Raw genomic sequence first — 16,023 nt, forward strand, 5'->3', positions numbered from 1 at the left:
CCCGTGGAGCGGCGGGAAGCCGGGCGCGCAAGGCGCGGGGGCCCCGGCGGGGGAGGCCGGAGGGCACTGCGGAGCCGTCGCCGGATTCACTCGTTCGGCTGGTCGTGCGGCGTGCGGGGGTTCCCGGGCCCCCGAACGCCACCGGGCCTGCCGTCCGTGGACGACAGGCCCGGTGGTGCTTTCCGGTTGTTCAGCCGATGCCGAACCAGCCGAGGATGGTCTGGCCCAGCAGGATCGTCGACATGAGCGCGACGCCGACGACCGCGATGGTGGCCACGACGCGGTAGCGGGGGCTGTTGGCCGCGTCGCCGAGGACGGACCGGCGGTTGGTGAGCACCAGGAGATAGACCAGGACGATCGGGCTGATCAGGCCCTGGAGCACCTGGGTGCCGATCAGCAGCTGGATGAGGTCAACCGGGGTCAGCGCCACGATGGCACCGAGCGCGATCTGGGCGGTGAACAGCCCGAGGAACAGCGGCGCGTCGCGGAAGCTGCGCGACACGGAGCGCTCGACGCCCGCGGCCTCGCCGATCGCGTAGCTGGCGGAGAGCGGCACCACGGCGCCGGCCAGGGCGGAAGCGCCCATCAGGCCGAAGGCGAACAGCAGCTCGGCGCCGTGCCCGGCGACCGGCTTGAGCGCCTCGGCGGCCTCGGCGGCGGACTCCAGCGGGCCGGTGCCGCCGATGGCCGAGGCGGTCGCGATGATGATCGTCAGGCTGATCACGCACGCGAACACCGCGCCGAGCACGGCGTCCGCCCGGATCAGCTTGTAGTCGGCCGGCTTGGCACCGCGGTCGACGACGCCGGCCGCCGCGTAGAACTGCATGTACGGGCTGACGGTCGTGCCGATCAGCGCGACGGCCAGCAGGATGAAGTCCTTGCTGGGCTCCAGGTGCGGGATCACCAGGTGCTCGCCGACCTGCCCCCAGTCCGGGTGGCCCATGACCATGGCGACGGGGTAGGCGAAGAACGCCAGCGACATCACCAGGAAGATGCGCTCGGCCCACTTGTACGAGCCGAACAGCACCAGCGACCACAGCAGGACGGCGGCCGGCGGGATGACCGCCCACTTGGGCACCCCGAGCAGCTCGAAGGCGGCGCCGATCCCGGCGAACTCGCTGACGACCAGCCCGGTGTTGGCCAGCAGCAGGCAGAACACGGCGAGCGCGGTGAGCCGCAGGCTGAACTGCTCGCGGATGAGCGCGCCCAGGCCCTTGCCGGTGTGCGCGCCGAGCCGGACGGCCATCTCCTGCACCATCACCAGGGCGATGGTGACGAGCACCATGAAGAACAGCGTCCCGTAGGTGAACTGCGAGCCTGCGCTGGCGTAGGTGGCGATGCCCGCGGCGTCGTTGCCGGCGTTGGCCGCGACCAGCCCGGGACCGGCCACCATCGCGACGGCGGCGATCCGGCGGAAGCCCCTTCGGCGTCCGGGCGCGGGCGCGGACGACCGCGGCCCCGCCGGCGCGGCCGCGGACGCGTCGGCGTCGGGGCGGGTGTCGAGGTCGCGGGTCATTTCAGGAGCCTCCGGAAGTGCAGGCGCCCGCGCTCGGGGAGCAGCGAGTCGAGGATGTCGTCGGCCAGGACCCGGCCGAGGGGGCGGTCGGTGTCGTCGACCACGAGCAGGGAGGTGGCGCGGGCCGCGACCAGGTGGTGGGCGGCCTCGGCGAGACGGGTGTCGGGGCGGACGGTCACCGGCGGGCCGAACTGGGCCCGCCAGGCGACCAGGTCGGCGACCACGGTGGTGTCCTCGGCGACGGCGAGGTCGAACAGCGGGATGTCGCCGACCAGGACGCCGTCGTCGTCCAGGACGGTCACCGCGTCGATGTCGGTGCGGTGTTCGGCCTGGGCGGCGAGCTCGGCCCGCACCTCGCCGACGGTCCGGGCCGAGCGGGTGGTGACCAGCAGGGTGGTCATCGCGCCGCCGGCCGTGCCCTCGCGGTGGGTGAGCAGCGAGCGCAGCTCGGCGGCCTCGGGCTCGGGCATCCGGGCCAGCAGGTTCTCGCGCTCGCCCGGGTTCAGGTCGCGCAGGGCGTCGGCGGCCTCGTCCGGCTCCATCTCGTCGACCAGCCGGGCGGCGTGCTCGGGCGGCGCCTCGCGCAGGAGGTTCTCCAGCTCGGCGGGCTCCATCTCCTCCAGCGCGTCCGCCGCGTGCTCCGGCTCCAGCCAGCCGAGCAGCTGCTGGCGCTCGTGGCGGCCGAGGTCCTCCAGGATGTCGGCGAGGTCGGCCGGGCGCAGCCGGTGCAGCGCGGAGCGGGAGGCGCGCAGTCGCACCTCGGCGGGGCCGTGGGTGGCCTGTTCGCCGAAGGGGGCGACGGACTGCCAGTCCAGGACGCCGTCCGGGGTGGGGCGGATCTGCCAGCGGCGCGGCCCGAGGCGGCGCAGGAGGGTGGGCAGCGAGACGTCGACGCCGACCAGGACGGTGCGGGCGGCGAGCGGGGCGAGGTAGAGGTCGGCTGCGCGGGTGACCTGGACGCCGTCGACGTCGACGAGTTGGTGGTCCATCACGTCGCGGGCGAGCAACACCTCGCCGGGCCTGCGGTTGAAGTCGCGCAGGTCGACGCGGGAGGTGCGCAGGCGGACCCCGCTGGTGTGGATCCGCTCGACGGTGGTGGCCGCGATGAACGCGCGGCGGCGGCCTATGCGGATGATCAGGCCGGTGACGGGCGGGTAGGGCTCCGGTCCGTAGAGGCGGGCGACGACGTCGACGACGCGGCCCACCTCCTCGCCGGCCTGGTTGGTGACCGGGCCGCCGACCAGCCCGGCGAGCGAGACGAGCGACGATCGGACGGCCTTGGTGACGGTGGTGCGGCGCTCGGCTTCGACGGTGCGGTCGCGAAGGCGCGCCGTGGCGGACGAGAACAGTGTGGTGGTGGCCATGGAGAAACCCCCCTCGCCCCGGCAGGACGGGGCATCGGGCCGCCTGGTGGCATGCCACTGCCAACCCTGACCGCAGGGGTCACCGGGCGCACGCAGGGGCCTCCCGCGTCACACGGACGCGAGGGGGGAAGCGGAGCGGACCCGGCGGGTCAGGGAAGGAGGAGCCGCCTGGAGCGGCGGAAGAAGGACGGCGGGAACGAAACGGTGGAGGGCCGACTATGGCCAGGACTTCCGTCCATCACGCCCCCTCCCGATCTCGGCCGCGATCCGGTGCCGCGGCGGCATGGCAGGGTGGACGGACGTCACCGCCCGATGCACCCCAACTCGTCAGAGCTTTGGCACTCCACGGCGTGTCCCCGGCCGGTGCGGGCGGGGAAGCCACTTGGGGTCACCCCTTGGGCCGGGGAGACCTGTCCTGATCCGGAGCGTCTCTCGACGGGTGGGATCAGTGGCCTGTGTCCGTGAAGACGCCTCACCGAACGAGGTGTCTTTTCGAATCCTTGACAGGATAGGGCCTCGCCATCCCCCCGGCATAACCCTTGACCTGAGCTTGACCCCGCCCCGACCAGCGGGGGAGCCGCCGGGCGCGCGTCGGCGCGCGCGTGTGCGGAGGCGTACGCGGGTGTCCGGAAGGCGAGAGGACCCGGGAGCGTAGCCTGCTCCCGGGCCCCTGTGTGCCGCCCAATTGCTCACACCGGCACGTTTAAGGGCCGCGGATCAGATTGAAACCGACGCGTTCTGCCGTTGAACTACCGTGCCACGGAGCGGCACAGGCAGGACTTGAACCTGCATTCGTCGATGTTCGTCCGCACCCGGTCGATCCGGTGTTCGGCGGCGAATGCTGAGACTGGAGCGAGAGTCTGAGATTCACGGGGCCCGCCTCTGCCTGGCTTGGGCTACCCCGGCCGGTGGTGCCGGGGGGAGGATTCGAACCTCCACTGTGACCCCTGGTCAGCTTCAACATCAGTGTCAGCTTTTTCGCACCGCGCGAGCGCCCCCATCCGGTCTCCCGGAGAGTTCTCGGCGCCGTTCGGTGCACCCGCCCGGCTCCCCGGACGGGCGATCAGGCGGCTACCTGAACAGGTAGCCGAAGACGGCGTCGCCGACGCGCTGGTCGGTGACCTCCACGGCGTTGGCCTCCTCGCGGGCGAACTTGACCGCCTGCTGGAGCTTCTCCACCCGCTCGGCGAGCTCGTTCACGCGCCGGGCCGGCAGTGCGCCGGAGAACTTGACGGTCGTCCAGTAGCCGACCGGGACGTCCTCGTAGTAGACCTCGACCTGGGCCGGGTGCTTCTCGGTGGCCTCGGCCTTGACGTGGTTGCGCGGCACCTTCTTGGTCCGGATGGTGCGCACCGGCTCGGTCTTCCAGGAGTCGGTGGACGGGTCGAGGTTCCACGACTCGGAGGCGTCCAGCACCGGGAGCTTGCGCACGAAGGTGAACAGGTCGGTGAGCTGCTTCTCCAGGAAGAGCAGGTACGGGACGGGCACCTGGGCGAGCAGCACCTGGCCGTCCACCACCACGTCGGCGCGGGCGCCGAGGTTGGCCCAGTCCTTGGTGGCCGTCACGTCGAACAGCCGGGTGAGGGTCGTCGCGGTGGACCGCAGGATGTCCTCGGCCTTGAGCTGCACCCGGGTCGACTCCGGCGGCAGCTGCTCGCCCTCCTCGTCCTTGGGCTGGTAGGTGCGGGAGATCCCGGCCAGCAGCGCGGGCTTCTGCAGGTCCTGGTGGGCCTGGGTCAGCTCCTGGAAGGACTTGGACTTGACGCCTTTTTCGACGGCGATGATCTGGTTCAGCTTTGCCACGTCGAGGACGCTAGCAGTCCCGAACTGGTGCGCGGTACCCAATTTATGACCAAGCGGGCTCCCGGAACCGGACCGGGACCGGCCGGGGCGACGGGTCCGCACCGCGGCGTGTCCGGGGACGGGGGCGCGCCACTAGGGTATGGGTCCGTGACAGCATCGAACGGGGCAGTCGTCGGGGGCCGGTACCGCCTCCACGACCTCATCGGGCAGGGCGGCATGGGCCGCGTGTGGCGGGGGCGGGACGAGACCCTCGGGCGGGACGTCGCCGTGAAGGAGGTGCTCCTGCCGGCCGGCGTCGACGACGAGCACCGCGAGCAGCTCCTCCAGCGCACGCTGCGCGAGGCGCTCGCCGCCGCGCGGCTCAACCATCCGGGCATCATCACCGTGCACGACGTGGTGGAGCACGAGGGCGCGCCCGTGATCGTCATGGAGTACGTGACCGGTGCCTCGCTCGCCGCGCTGCTCGGCCGGGACGGCGCGCTGCCGGCGCGGCGGGTGGCCGAGATCGGCGTCGCGATGCTGAAGGCGCTCCAGCAGGCGCACGCGGCGGGGATCGTCCACCGCGATCTCAAGCCGGACAACGTCCTGTTGATGGACGAGCGCGTCATCCTCACCGACTTCGGCATCGCGCACATGGCCGACGCGACGACCGCGCTCACCCGTACCGGCGCCGTCATCGGCACTCCCGCCTACATGGCCCCCGAGCAGCTGGAGGGCAAGCCGCCGACGGCCGCCAACGACCTGTGGTCGCTCGGCGCGACGCTGTACGCGGCGGTGGAGGGCCAAGCGCCGTTCCACGCCGACACGTTCAGCGCGCTGTGCATCGCCGTCGTCACCCAGCCGCCGCGTCCGACCCAGCGGGCCGGTGCGCTCGCGCCGGTGCTCGCCGGGCTGCTCACCAAGGACCCGGCACAGCGGCTGACGGCCGAACAGGCCATCGCGGCGCTGGAGTCGGTGGTCCGGGGTGGGACGGCGCCGGTCGGCCCGCCGCCGACCCGGGTCGACGCGCCGCCGCTCCAGCCCGGCTTCGGGCCGCCCGTGGGCTACCCGCCGCCGCCGTCCGGGAAGCCGCTCCGGTCGGTGCTCGGCACGTTCCCGCACCAAACGCCGACCCCCGACGGCGGCTTCGCGCCGAACCAGCAGACGGCGCCCCATCCGCCGGGGGCCGACGGGCTCATCGCTGCTCCCCGGGGCAATGCGGCCGTCGCCCGGCTGGTGCGCTTCCTCGGCAGCATGGCGGTGCTCTGGGCCGTCGGTCTGTTGATGCCGTGGAACTACGTGCGACAGATGCCGCCCTCCTCCTACCTGTCCGTGCTCGTGGCCACGGTCGTGTTCTCGCTCGTGCACGCGTTGCCCCGGCCGCGCCTCCATCCCGGGCTGGTGTGGGCCCTCTTCCTCGTCGTCGACGTGGCGCTGTTCTCCGGGAACTTGTATATCCAGTACCAGGGGTGGCTGGGCATTCTCGGCTACGGCCGGGCGTCGGGCTCGGTCCTGTTGAACTCGCTGATCGTCGCCACCTGCGCCTGGCTCCTGTGGTGGAAGGTCCCGGGCAGCCGTCGCTCCTGATGCCGGGCCGGACCGGACGAAGATCATCCGGGCGTAGGCTCTTCGCGGACGACGAGGCAAGAGAGGCAGACATGGGCCAGAAGATCATCCGGTTCTCGGACCTGACCGGCGAGCACGTGGAGAACGACGACGACCTGGTGCGCATCGTGGTCCGCCGGCACCCCGACCTGGCGGACGGACCGGTCGAGATCGAGGCGCTCGCGGGTGAGCTGGCGGCGCTGGAGGAGCTGGCGCTCGACCTGGTGACGATCGAGCTGCACCACCCGGGCTCGGACGAGCCGCGGACGGTCGTGATGGAGGCCGGAGCGTTCGACCGGCTGGCCTCGGCGACGCCGATGACGGAGGTGCTGCGCAGCGCCAAGCCGGTCGCCCGGTCCGTCCCGAGCACGAGCCCGGCGTCGCTCGCCGCCAGGGAGAAGGTCAACTACGCGAGCCTGGACCACGCCGGCCGACCGCACAAGGGCCGCACGACCGACGCCGAGAAGCAGGTCGTCCAGCAGCACCTGGAGGAGATCAACGAGCGCCTCGCCACCGAGGGCGTCCGGACGATCGACCTGGCCAACTCGGAGCACGTCGCCCGCTACGGCCTGGAGGCCCTGGCGCGGGCGATCGGCGTGACCCAGGACTGAGGGTGGTGCGGAAGGGGCGCCGGGCGCTGGGGCGGCGTCCGGAGCCCCTGCCGTCGCGCTCCGTTCGGCCGAAGGGATGACGGGTGCGGTTCGGCTCGCGTCGCGTCGTCGGGGCCGCGCGGCCGCTCCCTAGCGTGACCGGTGATCGGGGGATCCACGGAGAGCGAGAGGTGCGGTTGATGCTGCGGAGGTGGGCAGTGACGGCGGTGGTGTGCGGTGCGGTGGCCGGGATGCTCGGTGCTGCGGGGCCGGTCGAGCGGCCGAGGGCCGGCGCGGACTCCGTCGTGGTGATCCAGGAGGACCCCGACCCGGTGCTGCCCGGCGAGGTGACAACGGTGCACGGGATCGTCGCCAACGAGACGCAGCGGGACGCGCCGGAGCTCGTCGTGAGGATCTCGCTGCCGGCAGAGGCCGTGCCGGAGGGCCGGTTCTACCCGAAGTCCTGCCGGAAGAGCGACGACGACAGGACCGTGACCTGCACGTTCCCGGCGGGTCTGCCGCCTGAGCGCACCGCGACGGCCCTGATCCCGGTGCGGGTCTCTCGCGACGTCGTGGGCTCCGCGATCAGCGGCACGGTGTCGGTCAGCAGTTCCACCGACCCGGGGGTGGACGACTCGCAGCCGTTCACCATCCAGGTCACCGGCTGACCGGCCGACCGGCCGGGCCTCGCCGGGCCCGGCCGGTCCAACGGCGCCGCTCAGCGGAACACGCGCACGTAGTCGGCGTCGAAGCTGATCGACGACGTGTCCGGATCCGGGTCGGGGTGGTAGTCGCCCGAGCAGATCGACAGGTTGAGGATCAGGTCCGCCCGGAAGTTCCGGCCCACGCCCTTGCCGTCGGCGAAGACCGGTTTGCCGTTGACGTACCAGACCGTCGACGTCGCGCCGTAGTACGTCCCGATGGTGACCCACTCGCCGGGCTTGACGGCGGTGCGGTCGCGCACGTACTTCTGGGTGCCGGCGATGTGGTTGGTCAGCTCCAGCAGGTCGCCGTTGTCCGGGTGGTACTCGAAGGAGTCGATCTCGTGGTCGCCCTCGCGCCACGACCACAGCGCCGGCCAGGCGCCGTACTCCTCGGGCAGTCGGACCCGGGTCTCGACGTAGTCGCCGGCCTTCACCTGGAAGTGCTCGCGGGTGCCCTCGGTGGTGATGAGGCCCGTCTCCCAGGCGGTGCGGCCGTTCGGCAGCCGGAAGGTGCCGGGGCGTGCGGTGAACGTGGCGACTCCGTCGGCGACCGTCACGCCGGCGGGGTCGATCAGGTCGAGCTTGTCGTCCTTCGGGTTGTAGTTGCCGTACTTGTAGGCGCTGCTCCTGGTGCTGTTCCAGCGGTCGGTGTTCAGCGGGCCGTCGAACTCGTCCGACCAGGCCAGCCTGGTGCCCGGGATCGGCGACGACGGCTGGGGCGGGGCGCCCGTGACGGTCAGGGTCTGCTCGGCGAGGTTGTGCCAGGCGCCGGCCTGGTCCTGGTAGAAGCCGAACATCCGGTACCGGCCCGCGGGGAAGGTGCGCGCCTGGGTGGTGAGGGCGACGCCGTCCGGGCAGATCTGCTGGTCGGTGAGGTTGCCGGGGAAGTCGAGGTTGTCGTCGTCGGCGTCGCGGACGCCCACGCCGAGCACGGCGACGGTCATGCAGGCGGTCGCGTGCACGGCCAGCTGCGCAGTGACCGGGGTGTCCGTGGTGGCGGTGGCGGGGGACAGCCGGTCCTGGACCACCCGGGGGGCCTCGACGGTCAGGGTGTGCTCGGTCAGGTTGTGCCAGGCGCCGGCCTGGTCCTGGTAGAAGCCGAACATCCGGTAGCGGCCGGCGTCGAAGCTGCGTGCCGCGCTGGTGAACGTGATTCCGCTCGGGCAGATCTGCTGGTCGGTGAGGTTGCCGGGGAAGTCGAGGTTGTTGTCGTCGGCGTCGCGGACGCCCACGCCGAGCACGGCCACGGTCATGCAGGCGGTCGAGCGCACGGTGAGCCGGGCGGCGAACGGCACGCCGGTGACCCCGGTGGCCGGCGTCAGGCTCACCTGGACGACCTGGGTGGCCCGGGCTTCCCGGGCTTCCCGGGTGGCGGCCTGCGCGGTGGCCGGGGCGGCGACGAGGGCGAGTGCACACGCGATCGCGCAGGCGCGTGCGGCGGCACGTAAGGATGTGAGCACGGGGACCTCCGGAGTGCGGCCGGACGCGGGTCGGCTGGAGCGGCCAGCGGATCGGCCGCGCAGCAGCCACGCTAAGCAGCGGGGGAGAGGGTCACCACCGGTGATCGGCCGAACGTACGCGCGGCCCTCAGGCCCTTCGAGCACTGCTTGAGGTCCGACCGGCGCGCGGCGATCGGCTAGCGTCGGCCCATGGACATGGAGACCCCGCACCAGTCGCTGCCCGAGCACGAGTTGGTGGCCACCAGCAGCACCGTCGTCTACCGGAACCGCTGGATGACCGTCCGGGAGGACAGGACCCTGCGGTACGACGGCGCCGAGGGTCTGTACGGCGTCGTGGAGAAGCCGGACTTCGCACTCGTCGTCCCGTACGCGGACGGCGGTTTCCACCTCGTCGAGCAGTACCGGTACACGGTGAAGGGCCGATACTGGGAGTTCCCGCAAGGCACTTGGGAGGACGAGCCGGACGCGGACCCGCTCGTCCTCGCCCGCGGTGAACTCGCCGAGGAGACGGGGCTGACGGCCGGCACCATGACGCCGCTGGGGTACCTGTACGAGGCCTACGGGTACTGCGACCAGGGCTTCCACGTCCTCCTGGCCACCGACCTCACCGCCGGGGTGGCGAACCCGGAGGAGACGGAGGCGGGGCTGGTCAGCCGCTGGTTCTCCGAGGCGGAGGTGTGGCAACTCATCGCCGAGGGTTCGTTGAAGGACGCTCCGTCCGTCGCCGCCCTTGCGTTGTTCCAGCGCCACCGCGGCGCGTGAGGTGCCGGGTCCGCGAACGGCAGGACCGTCCGCGGACCCTGGGGCGCGTCAGTTGACGGTGACCGCCGGGCTTCCGGCGGCGGTGGTGTCGGTGACGGGCCCGAAGGTGGCGGAGAAGTAGCCGTCGCCCGGGCAGAGGGAGGAGCCGTCGCTCTTGGCGAAGTGCTCGTTGGTGAAGGTGAGGCTGTGGGCGCCGTTGTCGGCGTTGCCCGTGAAGCCGCCGCTGAGCTGGTAGGTGCAGGTGATCGTGCCGAACCAGGTGTCGAGCACGGCGCTGGCCTGGATCGGCCCGGCCGCGCCGCCGACGAGGGTGAGCGGGAGGCCCGCGCCGTCGTCGACGGACAGCGTGAAGGGCAGGTTGCCGACGGTCAGGCTCTCGACGTTCGTGACGCCGGTGACGTTGGCCGTGCACGAGTCGAAGGTGAGCCCGGTGAGGGACTCCGTCGCCGTGCCGGGCGCGGCGGGGTTGGTCAGGACGGTGGCCGAGAGCCGGGACGTGGCGCAGGTGACGCCGGTGGTGCTGGTGGCGGTCGAGTAGAAGGTGGCGCTGGTGTTCGGGGCGAGCGGCGCGACGAGCGCGTCGCCCACGGCGACGGCGGTGGTACCGGCGCTGTCGGTGGTCAACACGGCTGCGGCGTCGGGCACTTGGTCCGCCACTTGGGCGGCGGAAGCGGGGACCGCGCCCAGGACGACCGCGGCGACGGCGGTGGTGGCGGCGGTGGTGGTGGCGGCGAGGTGGCGGCGAAGACGCATGGGAAAGCCTCTTCCTCGGTGAGGGGGATCGAGAAGACGAACTTTCGCTGCGCCCGGAGGGTGGGGATCCGGGCGGCTGCCTACGTTCTAGGCCTTTGGCCGTGCACCGTCAAGACAATGGGCAGCAGTTGCTGACTTTTCGTCAGCAAGAGCCGGTCGGCGGCGCCTTCCCGGCCCTTCGCCTTCGTTGGTCGAACCGGACGAGTGAGCCCGGGCGGCGGCCGGGCCCGGTCAGGATGCTCCGCCGCCGGTCGGTCGTCAGCCGGCGATCCGGGTCCCCTGTTCGCACGCCATGGGCGGGAGCGGCTGCCACCTGACGGGGGACCCCGCGCATGACGAGGGCGCAGTCGAGCGTCGTGCTGCCCGGCGGGAAGCGGTCCGGGTCGTCGAAGAAGGACGATGCGGCGGAGCGGACCCGGCCGGCGTCCACGTGCCAGGCGTCGGTTCTCAGTTCCATGCCGCCCAGGTGGTGGCCGGCGCTCGTGGCGGAGAAGCCCTTCGCGCCGAGCCGGAAGAAGTGGGAGGCTTCGGCGAGCTTTCTGCGGGCCGGCGGGCCGGCGGGCTGGCGGGCCGGTGGGAGCGGGCGGAGGCTGGAGGGGCGGGGGCCAGGGGCCGCAAGGAGCGAACGTGTCATGAGCGAGACCGACGTACTGGTCGCGGGAGCCGGCCCGGTCGGGCTGACGGTCGCCGCCGAACTGCGCCGCCGGGGCGTCGCGTGCCGGATCGTCGACCGTCTGGCGGCGCCGCAGCCGTACGCCAAGGCCGTCGGGATCCAGCCGCGCACGCTGGAGCTGTGGGACGCGACGGGGCTGCTCCCGCGCGTGCTCGACGAGGCCGTGCCGCTGCAGGGGCAGCTGACGTTCCTGAACGGCGAGCCCGGGCCGCGCATCGAGCTGCGCCTGCCGCCGGACGTGCCGTACGGGTTCGCCGCGCTGCCGCAGTACACGACGGAACGCCTGCTCACCGAGCACCTGGCCGGCTTCGGAGCTGCGGTCGAGCGGCGCTGCGAGCTGACGGGCCTGGTGCAGGAGGACGGGCGCGTCCGGGCCTCGCTGACGACTCCGGAGGGTGACGAGGAGGTGTCGGCGCAGTACGTCGTCGGCTGCGACGGCGCGCACAGCCGGGTGCGGAGGTTGCTCGGGATCGGCTTCGAGGGGGATGCCTTCCCCTCGCGCTACATGCTGGGCGACGTCGCCGTCGACTGGGACCTCCCTGAGGGCTGGGCCGTGCGGTCGATGCGGACCGGTGGCGACGTGCTGGTCTGCGTCCCGCTGCCCGGGGGCCGTTACCGCCTGTCGATGCTCGCGCCCGCCGAACCGTCGACAGGGGCGGACGGCGGCGTCGCGCACGGGCTGGAGGAGGGCTGGCGGCCCTCGCTCGCGGACCTCCAGGCGGTCGTCGACCGGCTGTCGCCGCGCCCGGCCACGGTCAGTGACCTGCGCTGGTCCTCCTCTTTCCGGATCAGCCACCGCCTCGCGGACCGCTACGCCGACGGCCGGGTCTTCCTCGCCGGCGACGCCGCCCACATCCACCCGCCGACCGGCGCCCAGGGCATGAACACCGGCATCCAGGACGCGTACAACCTGGCCTGGAAACTGGCCCTCGCCGTGCGTGGCCTGGCCGCCGACGGGCTCCTCGGCACGTACCACGCCGAGCGCCACCCGGTGGGCGAGGAGGTCGTGGGCCGCACCGTCCGGCACGCCCGGTCCGGCTTCACCGGGGAGGGGCTGGAGCTGCGGCGGGAGGCGCAGTTGCTGGTGAACTACCGGGGCGGGCCGCTGAGCGAGCCGGAGGGCTCGGAGGCACCCGCTCCCGGGGACCGGGCGCCGGACTGCGGGCAGGTGGAGCGCCCGCTGGTGTCGCACCCCGTGCGGCTCTTCGACCTGCTGCGCAGCCCGCACCACACGCTGCTGCTGTACGCGGGGCCGGAGACGGAGCTGCACAGCCTGCACGCCTGCGCCGAGGCGGCGGGGGCGGCGGCGCACGGGCTGTTGAACGCGTACGTCGTCTTCGCGCGCGGGGCCGAGCCGTCGGCCGGGCTGCTGCTCCCGGCCCTCCGGGACGCAGGCGGTGGCTTCCGGGAGGCGTACGCGGCGACGGACGGCGAGGCCTTCGTGATCCGGCCGGACGGCTACCTGGGCGCGCGCCTGCCCGTCGGCGACCCGGCGCGTGTGGTCGGGCACCTGCGGCGCACGTTCGCGGTGGGGTGAGCCCGGAGGTCGGCGCTCCGCCTCGCTCGGGCTAGTGGACGGGCCGGCCGCTGACGAACGGGTGGGTCGGGTCGAGGTCGCGCAGGGCCTCGGCGGGGGGTGACGAGATCTCCGCGATCTTCTTCCTCGACGGCACCGACGCCCGCACCGCCCTGCTGCTCCGCGACCTGCCCCGCCACGCGGGGCGCAGGCTGCCGTGTCGGGTCGAGTGGCACTCCGGATTCCGGCTCTCCGTCGAGGAGTTGCGGCGCCACCCGGGCTACCGCGGGCAGGAGTACGTCGACCTGGGGGCCGAGATCGCGGTCGACGGCCGGATCGATCCCAGGATCATCGGCGACGCCGTCCGGAGCGGGCGCTATGACCCGCAGGACCTGAAGAAGGTCTGGCACTGCCTTGCCCGTTTCGGCCCGTCGCTCCGCGTCGAGTCGCAGGCGGGGAACCGCCGGGCCGGGTTTCGCCGTCCGTGAGGGAGACGGGACCGCGGGTGATGGCGCACGGTCAGAACCGCTGGCCGCGCCCGGGATCGGCGGCTTGTGGACGGGGGAAAGATGGCTCGGCGTTTCATGCTGATCACGTCGCTGCTGCTGTTCGCGATGGGCGTGTGGGCGGTGTTTCACACGCAGTGGACGCCTGTGGCTGCTGCCGCCGATCAGACCGTCGCGGCGGTCACGGCTCCCGGTTCCGCCGCGGCTCCGAGCTCGCTCCAGCCGAGTGCGGCCTCCGCCACGCCCGCCGTGTGGACCCAGAGCAAGCTGCGCGACCACCTGGTGGCGGAGTTGAACGCCTCCGATCCCGCCCAGGCGCTCGGCGAGCTGGCCAAGATCACCGACAGCCAGCCGTACGTCAGCCGGATCTGCCACCCGGTCGCCCACGACCTCGGGCACGCGGCCCTGCAGAAGTACGGCGACGACTTCGCCAAGGCCGCGTCCTTCCGCAACGACGTCTGCGGCTCGGGCTACCTGCACGGCATCGTCGAGGAGAAGCTCTCCCAGAGCCCCGACCCCGCCGCGGCCGTGACGAAGCTCTGCGCGCCCGACGAGTCGGCCTCGTGCATCCACGGCATCGGCCACGGCGCGATGTTCGTGTCGCGGCTGAAGCTGCCCGACGCCGAGCAGCTGTGCCGGAAGTTCTCGCGGACGTACCAGGTGGTGGCCTGCTCGGAGGGCGTGTTCATGCAGCTCTTCGAGCCGGACGAGACCGATCCGGCCGCCACCGCCCAGCTCCCCGCGGACAAGCTGGCCGCCGACCCGCTGTATCCCTGCCCCGAGCAGCCGGACGTCTTCCAGGGCGCCTGCTACTTCTACGCGCCGGTCTACTTCCTCCAGAAGCACGACTACGCCGACCACCCCGAGAGCTTCGCCGAGGCCCTGCGCTGGTGTCTCGGCGCGCCCACGTCCGACGGCCGGCAGGCCTGCACCCGGGGGACCGGCTCCCGGCTGATGAAGTACAACATCGACCGCCCGGCGTGGGTCGGCGACCAGTGCGAGGCGGCCCCGGAGGCGTGGCAGCGGCCGCTGTGCGTCGGCGGCATGACCAGCTACTGGAACGTCAACTACCACGACAAGTCGGCCAAGGCCCGGCTGTGCCCGCAGCTGTCGCCCGCCGCGCGCAACGACTGCCGTTCCGCGACGGCCGGCAGCAGCTCGGCGGACTGAGCACCATGGGTGGTCCACTGACCGGAGGTGTCAGTGGACCACCCGTAGCCTGCGGCGCATGAGCCTGAACATCGTCGAATTCCGCCAGTACACCCTGCATCCCGGCACCCGTGAGACGCTGATCGAGCTGTTCGAGCGCGAGTTCGTGACCGGGCAGGAGGCCGTCGGCATCACCCTCGGCGGCCGGTTCCGCGACCTCGACGACCCGGACCGGTTCGTCTGGGTGCGCGCGTTCCCCGACATGGCGCACCGCCGGCGTGCGCTGGAGGCCTTCTACACGGGGCCGGTGTGGCGGGCGCACCGCGAGGCGGCCAACGCCACCATGATCGACAGCGACGACGTCCTGCTGCTGCGCGGACCGGGCTTCTCCCCGGAGCGGGGCGCCCGCGAGGTGGCCGCGACGATCTGCGAGCCGTCGGACGCGGCGGCCTTCGACGGGTACGCGGCCCGGCACTTGGGTCCGCACCACGCCCTGCACCGCACCGAGCACGCCGAGAACGACTACCCCGCCCTGCCCGTCCGCACCGGGCTCGACGTCCGGCTCTGGTTCGGCCCGGCCGAGCCGGCGCCCTGGCCGGTCCGGCGGCTGCGGCTGGAGTCCGTGGGGTGAATTGTCAGTGGGGTGAGGTGTAGTGGTGTCCTGTCCGATCCTCGTTGCGACCCGGAGGTGCCCGTGGCTCGCTTGAACGTCCGCTCCGGCCTGGGGCCCGGTGACCCGGAGGTGCCGGTCGCCGTGCTGGTCATCGACTCCGACGGCACGCTCGGTGAGCGCGCGCTGAGCAGGTACGGCGCGTTCGGCCACGAGGGTGACAGGGTGTTCCACCTGCTGCAGACCGATGGCTGGGCCGAGCACTCGTACACGGGGGACCGGCTGGCGGTCGACATCGTGCTCCACCCGGGCGGGCTGGAGAAGGTCGGAGTCGACCCGGCGGACTTCCCGGTCCGCTCGAGCTTCGACCCGCAGTACGTCCTGGTCCTGCACGCCGAGACGACCGTCGATCCGGCGGTGGCCGGCCAAGTCTGGTACGGCACCGCCGTTTTCACCTCGTCGGGAGAGGACTGGCCGCTCGTCCTGGCACCGCCGCCCGAGGAGCCCTACGGGGATGAGGAGGAGGACGGCCCGGTGAAGGAGTAGGCGGCACCTTCGTCACTCGCGACGCAGAAAGTCGGGCGCGCCGACTTCCCACGTGCCGCCCCGGGATGTGAAACCGTGCTCGGTATGTCGGAGTCGGGGGAAGAGCCGAGCGGCAAGGTGCGGTTGCTCGGGTTCTGGGCGATGCCCGGGGGAGACGGGATGCTGCCGGATCCCCACGACTTCGTCGATGTCGGATGGGACGAGTCGGAGCGGCTGTGGGTTGCGGACTATCTCGACCGGGGCCAGGTCGCCGGTGAGTGGATGGGGACCTCCCGGTGCAGGCTGTGCGGGTGCGCCAACGGTTCTCGGGATCTCACCGACGGCGTCTACCTCTGGCCGGAGGGGCTCGGCCACTACGTCGTCGACCACGCCGTGAGGCTGCCTGCCGAGTTCGTTGAGCACGTCGAGCGGCGGCTCGAAGTCCTCGACGGGCTGGAGCGGGATGGCTCGTGGTGGCGGCGGTACGGGCGAACCCAGTGATCGCGTG

General features: G+C 72.5%; 14 protein-coding genes, 1 pseudogene and 1 riboswitch. Of the genes and pseudogenes, 10 read left to right on the forward strand and 5 right to left on the reverse strand.

Annotated features, from left to right (window positions below):
* Positions 1 to 190: 190 nt before the first annotated feature.
* The 3 genes from AB0C76_RS29810 to AB0C76_RS29820 form a co-directional block, all read right to left on the reverse strand.
* Positions 191 to 1,516 carry a divalent metal cation transporter gene (locus AB0C76_RS29810; protein ID WP_359971531.1) on the reverse strand — a complete coding sequence of 442 codons (1,326 nt, stop codon included), beginning with the start codon at positions 1,514 to 1,516 and terminating at the stop codon, positions 191 to 193.
* Positions 1,513 to 2,880: a CBS domain-containing protein gene (locus tag AB0C76_RS29815; protein ID WP_359971533.1), complete on the reverse strand. Its 1,368-nt coding sequence runs from the start codon at positions 2,878 to 2,880 to the stop codon at positions 1,513 to 1,515. The genes AB0C76_RS29810 and AB0C76_RS29815 overlap by 4 nt, the downstream gene beginning before the upstream one ends.
* A 311-nt stretch (positions 2,881 to 3,191) precedes the next feature.
* Positions 3,192 to 3,371, reverse strand: a riboswitch (M-box (ykoK) riboswitch).
* Between the two features lie 580 nt (positions 3,372 to 3,951).
* Entirely contained in the window at positions 3,952 to 4,683 is a 732-nt protein-coding gene (locus AB0C76_RS29820; protein WP_359971534.1) for a hypothetical protein, read from the reverse strand.
* A gap of 147 nt (positions 4,684 to 4,830) precedes the next feature.
* Here AB0C76_RS29820 and AB0C76_RS29825 point away from each other — a divergent pair, with 147 nt between their 5' ends.
* From AB0C76_RS29825 to AB0C76_RS29835, 3 genes are all read left to right on the forward strand, one after another.
* Complete coding sequence (locus AB0C76_RS29825; RefSeq protein ID WP_359971536.1) at positions 4,831 to 6,249, forward strand: serine/threonine-protein kinase; 1,419 nt, start codon at positions 4,831 to 4,833, stop codon at positions 6,247 to 6,249.
* Positions 6,250 to 6,320: 71 nt separating this feature from the next.
* The gene (locus tag AB0C76_RS29830) at positions 6,321 to 6,878 is read left to right on the forward strand and encodes a hypothetical protein (RefSeq protein WP_359971538.1); all 558 of its coding nucleotides are present in this window, start codon (positions 6,321 to 6,323) and stop codon (positions 6,876 to 6,878) included.
* Between the two features lie 179 nt (positions 6,879 to 7,057).
* Positions 7,058 to 7,525: a hypothetical protein gene (locus tag AB0C76_RS29835; protein WP_359971540.1), complete on the forward strand. Its 468-nt coding sequence runs from the start codon at positions 7,058 to 7,060 to the stop codon at positions 7,523 to 7,525.
* Positions 7,526 to 7,575: 50 nt separating this feature from the next.
* Here AB0C76_RS29835 and AB0C76_RS29840 read toward each other — a convergent pair whose 3' ends face one another.
* The gene (locus AB0C76_RS29840; protein ID WP_359971541.1) at positions 7,576 to 9,021 is read right to left on the reverse strand and encodes a hypothetical protein; all 1,446 of its coding nucleotides are present in this window, start codon (positions 9,019 to 9,021) and stop codon (positions 7,576 to 7,578) included.
* 189 nt (positions 9,022 to 9,210) lie between these two features.
* Between AB0C76_RS29840 and AB0C76_RS29845 the strand changes: the two genes are divergently transcribed.
* A complete protein-coding gene (locus tag AB0C76_RS29845) occupies positions 9,211 to 9,783 on the forward strand; it encodes an NUDIX hydrolase (RefSeq protein WP_359971543.1) in 573 nt (190 codons plus the stop codon).
* A gap of 48 nt (positions 9,784 to 9,831) precedes the next feature.
* Here AB0C76_RS29845 and AB0C76_RS29850 read toward each other — a convergent pair whose 3' ends face one another.
* The gene (locus AB0C76_RS29850; RefSeq protein ID WP_359971545.1) at positions 9,832 to 10,536 is read right to left on the reverse strand and encodes a Tat pathway signal sequence domain protein; all 705 of its coding nucleotides are present in this window, start codon (positions 10,534 to 10,536) and stop codon (positions 9,832 to 9,834) included.
* A gap of 632 nt (positions 10,537 to 11,168) precedes the next feature.
* On the opposite strand from AB0C76_RS29850, the gene AB0C76_RS29855 reads away from it, so the two are divergent.
* The 6 genes and pseudogenes from AB0C76_RS29855 to AB0C76_RS29880 all read left to right on the forward strand — a co-directional run bounded on the left by AB0C76_RS29855 (position 11,169) and on the right by AB0C76_RS29880 (position 16,016).
* Complete coding sequence (locus tag AB0C76_RS29855) at positions 11,169 to 12,746, forward strand: FAD-dependent monooxygenase (RefSeq protein ID WP_359971547.1); 1,578 nt, start codon at positions 11,169 to 11,171, stop codon at positions 12,744 to 12,746.
* A 185-nt stretch (positions 12,747 to 12,931) separates the two neighbouring features.
* Positions 12,932 to 13,213 (forward strand): annotated as a pseudogene (locus AB0C76_RS29860) (DUF3626 domain-containing protein); the annotation flags it as partial.
* Between the two features lie 96 nt (positions 13,214 to 13,309).
* Positions 13,310 to 14,401 carry a hypothetical protein gene (locus AB0C76_RS29865; protein ID WP_359971549.1) on the forward strand — a complete coding sequence of 364 codons (1,092 nt, stop codon included), beginning with the start codon at positions 13,310 to 13,312 and terminating at the stop codon, positions 14,399 to 14,401.
* Between the two features lie 58 nt (positions 14,402 to 14,459).
* Entirely contained in the window at positions 14,460 to 15,011 is a 552-nt protein-coding gene (locus AB0C76_RS29870; protein ID WP_359971551.1) for an NIPSNAP family protein, read from the forward strand.
* A gap of 63 nt (positions 15,012 to 15,074) precedes the next feature.
* Entirely contained in the window at positions 15,075 to 15,536 is a 462-nt protein-coding gene (locus tag AB0C76_RS29875; protein WP_359971552.1) for a hypothetical protein, read from the forward strand.
* A gap of 84 nt (positions 15,537 to 15,620) precedes the next feature.
* A complete protein-coding gene (locus AB0C76_RS29880; RefSeq protein ID WP_359971554.1) occupies positions 15,621 to 16,016 on the forward strand; it encodes a hypothetical protein in 396 nt (131 codons plus the stop codon).
* Positions 16,017 to 16,023 lie beyond the last annotated feature (7 nt).

The organism is Kitasatospora sp. NPDC048722 (assembly GCF_040650235.1).
In the GTDB taxonomy this organism is placed as follows: Bacteria; Actinomycetota; Actinomycetes; order Streptomycetales; family Streptomycetaceae; genus Kitasatospora.

Coding starts and splice junctions, on each gene's coding strand:
- AB0C76_RS29810 (WP_359971531.1), bottom strand. CDS start 1,516: ATGACCCGCGACCTCGACACCCGCCCCGACGCCGACGCGTCCGCGGCC.
- AB0C76_RS29815 (WP_359971533.1), bottom strand. CDS start 2,880: ATGGCCACCACCACACTGTTCTCGTCCGCCACGGCGCGCCTTCGCGAC.
- AB0C76_RS29830 (WP_359971538.1), top strand. CDS start 6,321: ATGGGCCAGAAGATCATCCGGTTCTCGGACCTGACCGGCGAGCACGTG.
- AB0C76_RS29835 (WP_359971540.1), top strand. CDS start 7,058: ATGCTGCGGAGGTGGGCAGTGACGGCGGTGGTGTGCGGTGCGGTGGCC.
- AB0C76_RS29845 (WP_359971543.1), top strand. CDS start 9,211: ATGGACATGGAGACCCCGCACCAGTCGCTGCCCGAGCACGAGTTGGTG.
- AB0C76_RS29850 (WP_359971545.1), bottom strand. CDS start 10,536: ATGCGTCTTCGCCGCCACCTCGCCGCCACCACCACCGCCGCCACCACC.
- AB0C76_RS29855 (WP_359971547.1), top strand. CDS start 11,169: ATGAGCGAGACCGACGTACTGGTCGCGGGAGCCGGCCCGGTCGGGCTG.
- AB0C76_RS29865 (WP_359971549.1), top strand. CDS start 13,310: ATGCTGATCACGTCGCTGCTGCTGTTCGCGATGGGCGTGTGGGCGGTG.
- AB0C76_RS29870 (WP_359971551.1), top strand. CDS start 14,460: ATGAGCCTGAACATCGTCGAATTCCGCCAGTACACCCTGCATCCCGGC.
- AB0C76_RS29880 (WP_359971554.1), top strand. CDS start 15,621: ATGTCGGAGTCGGGGGAAGAGCCGAGCGGCAAGGTGCGGTTGCTCGGG.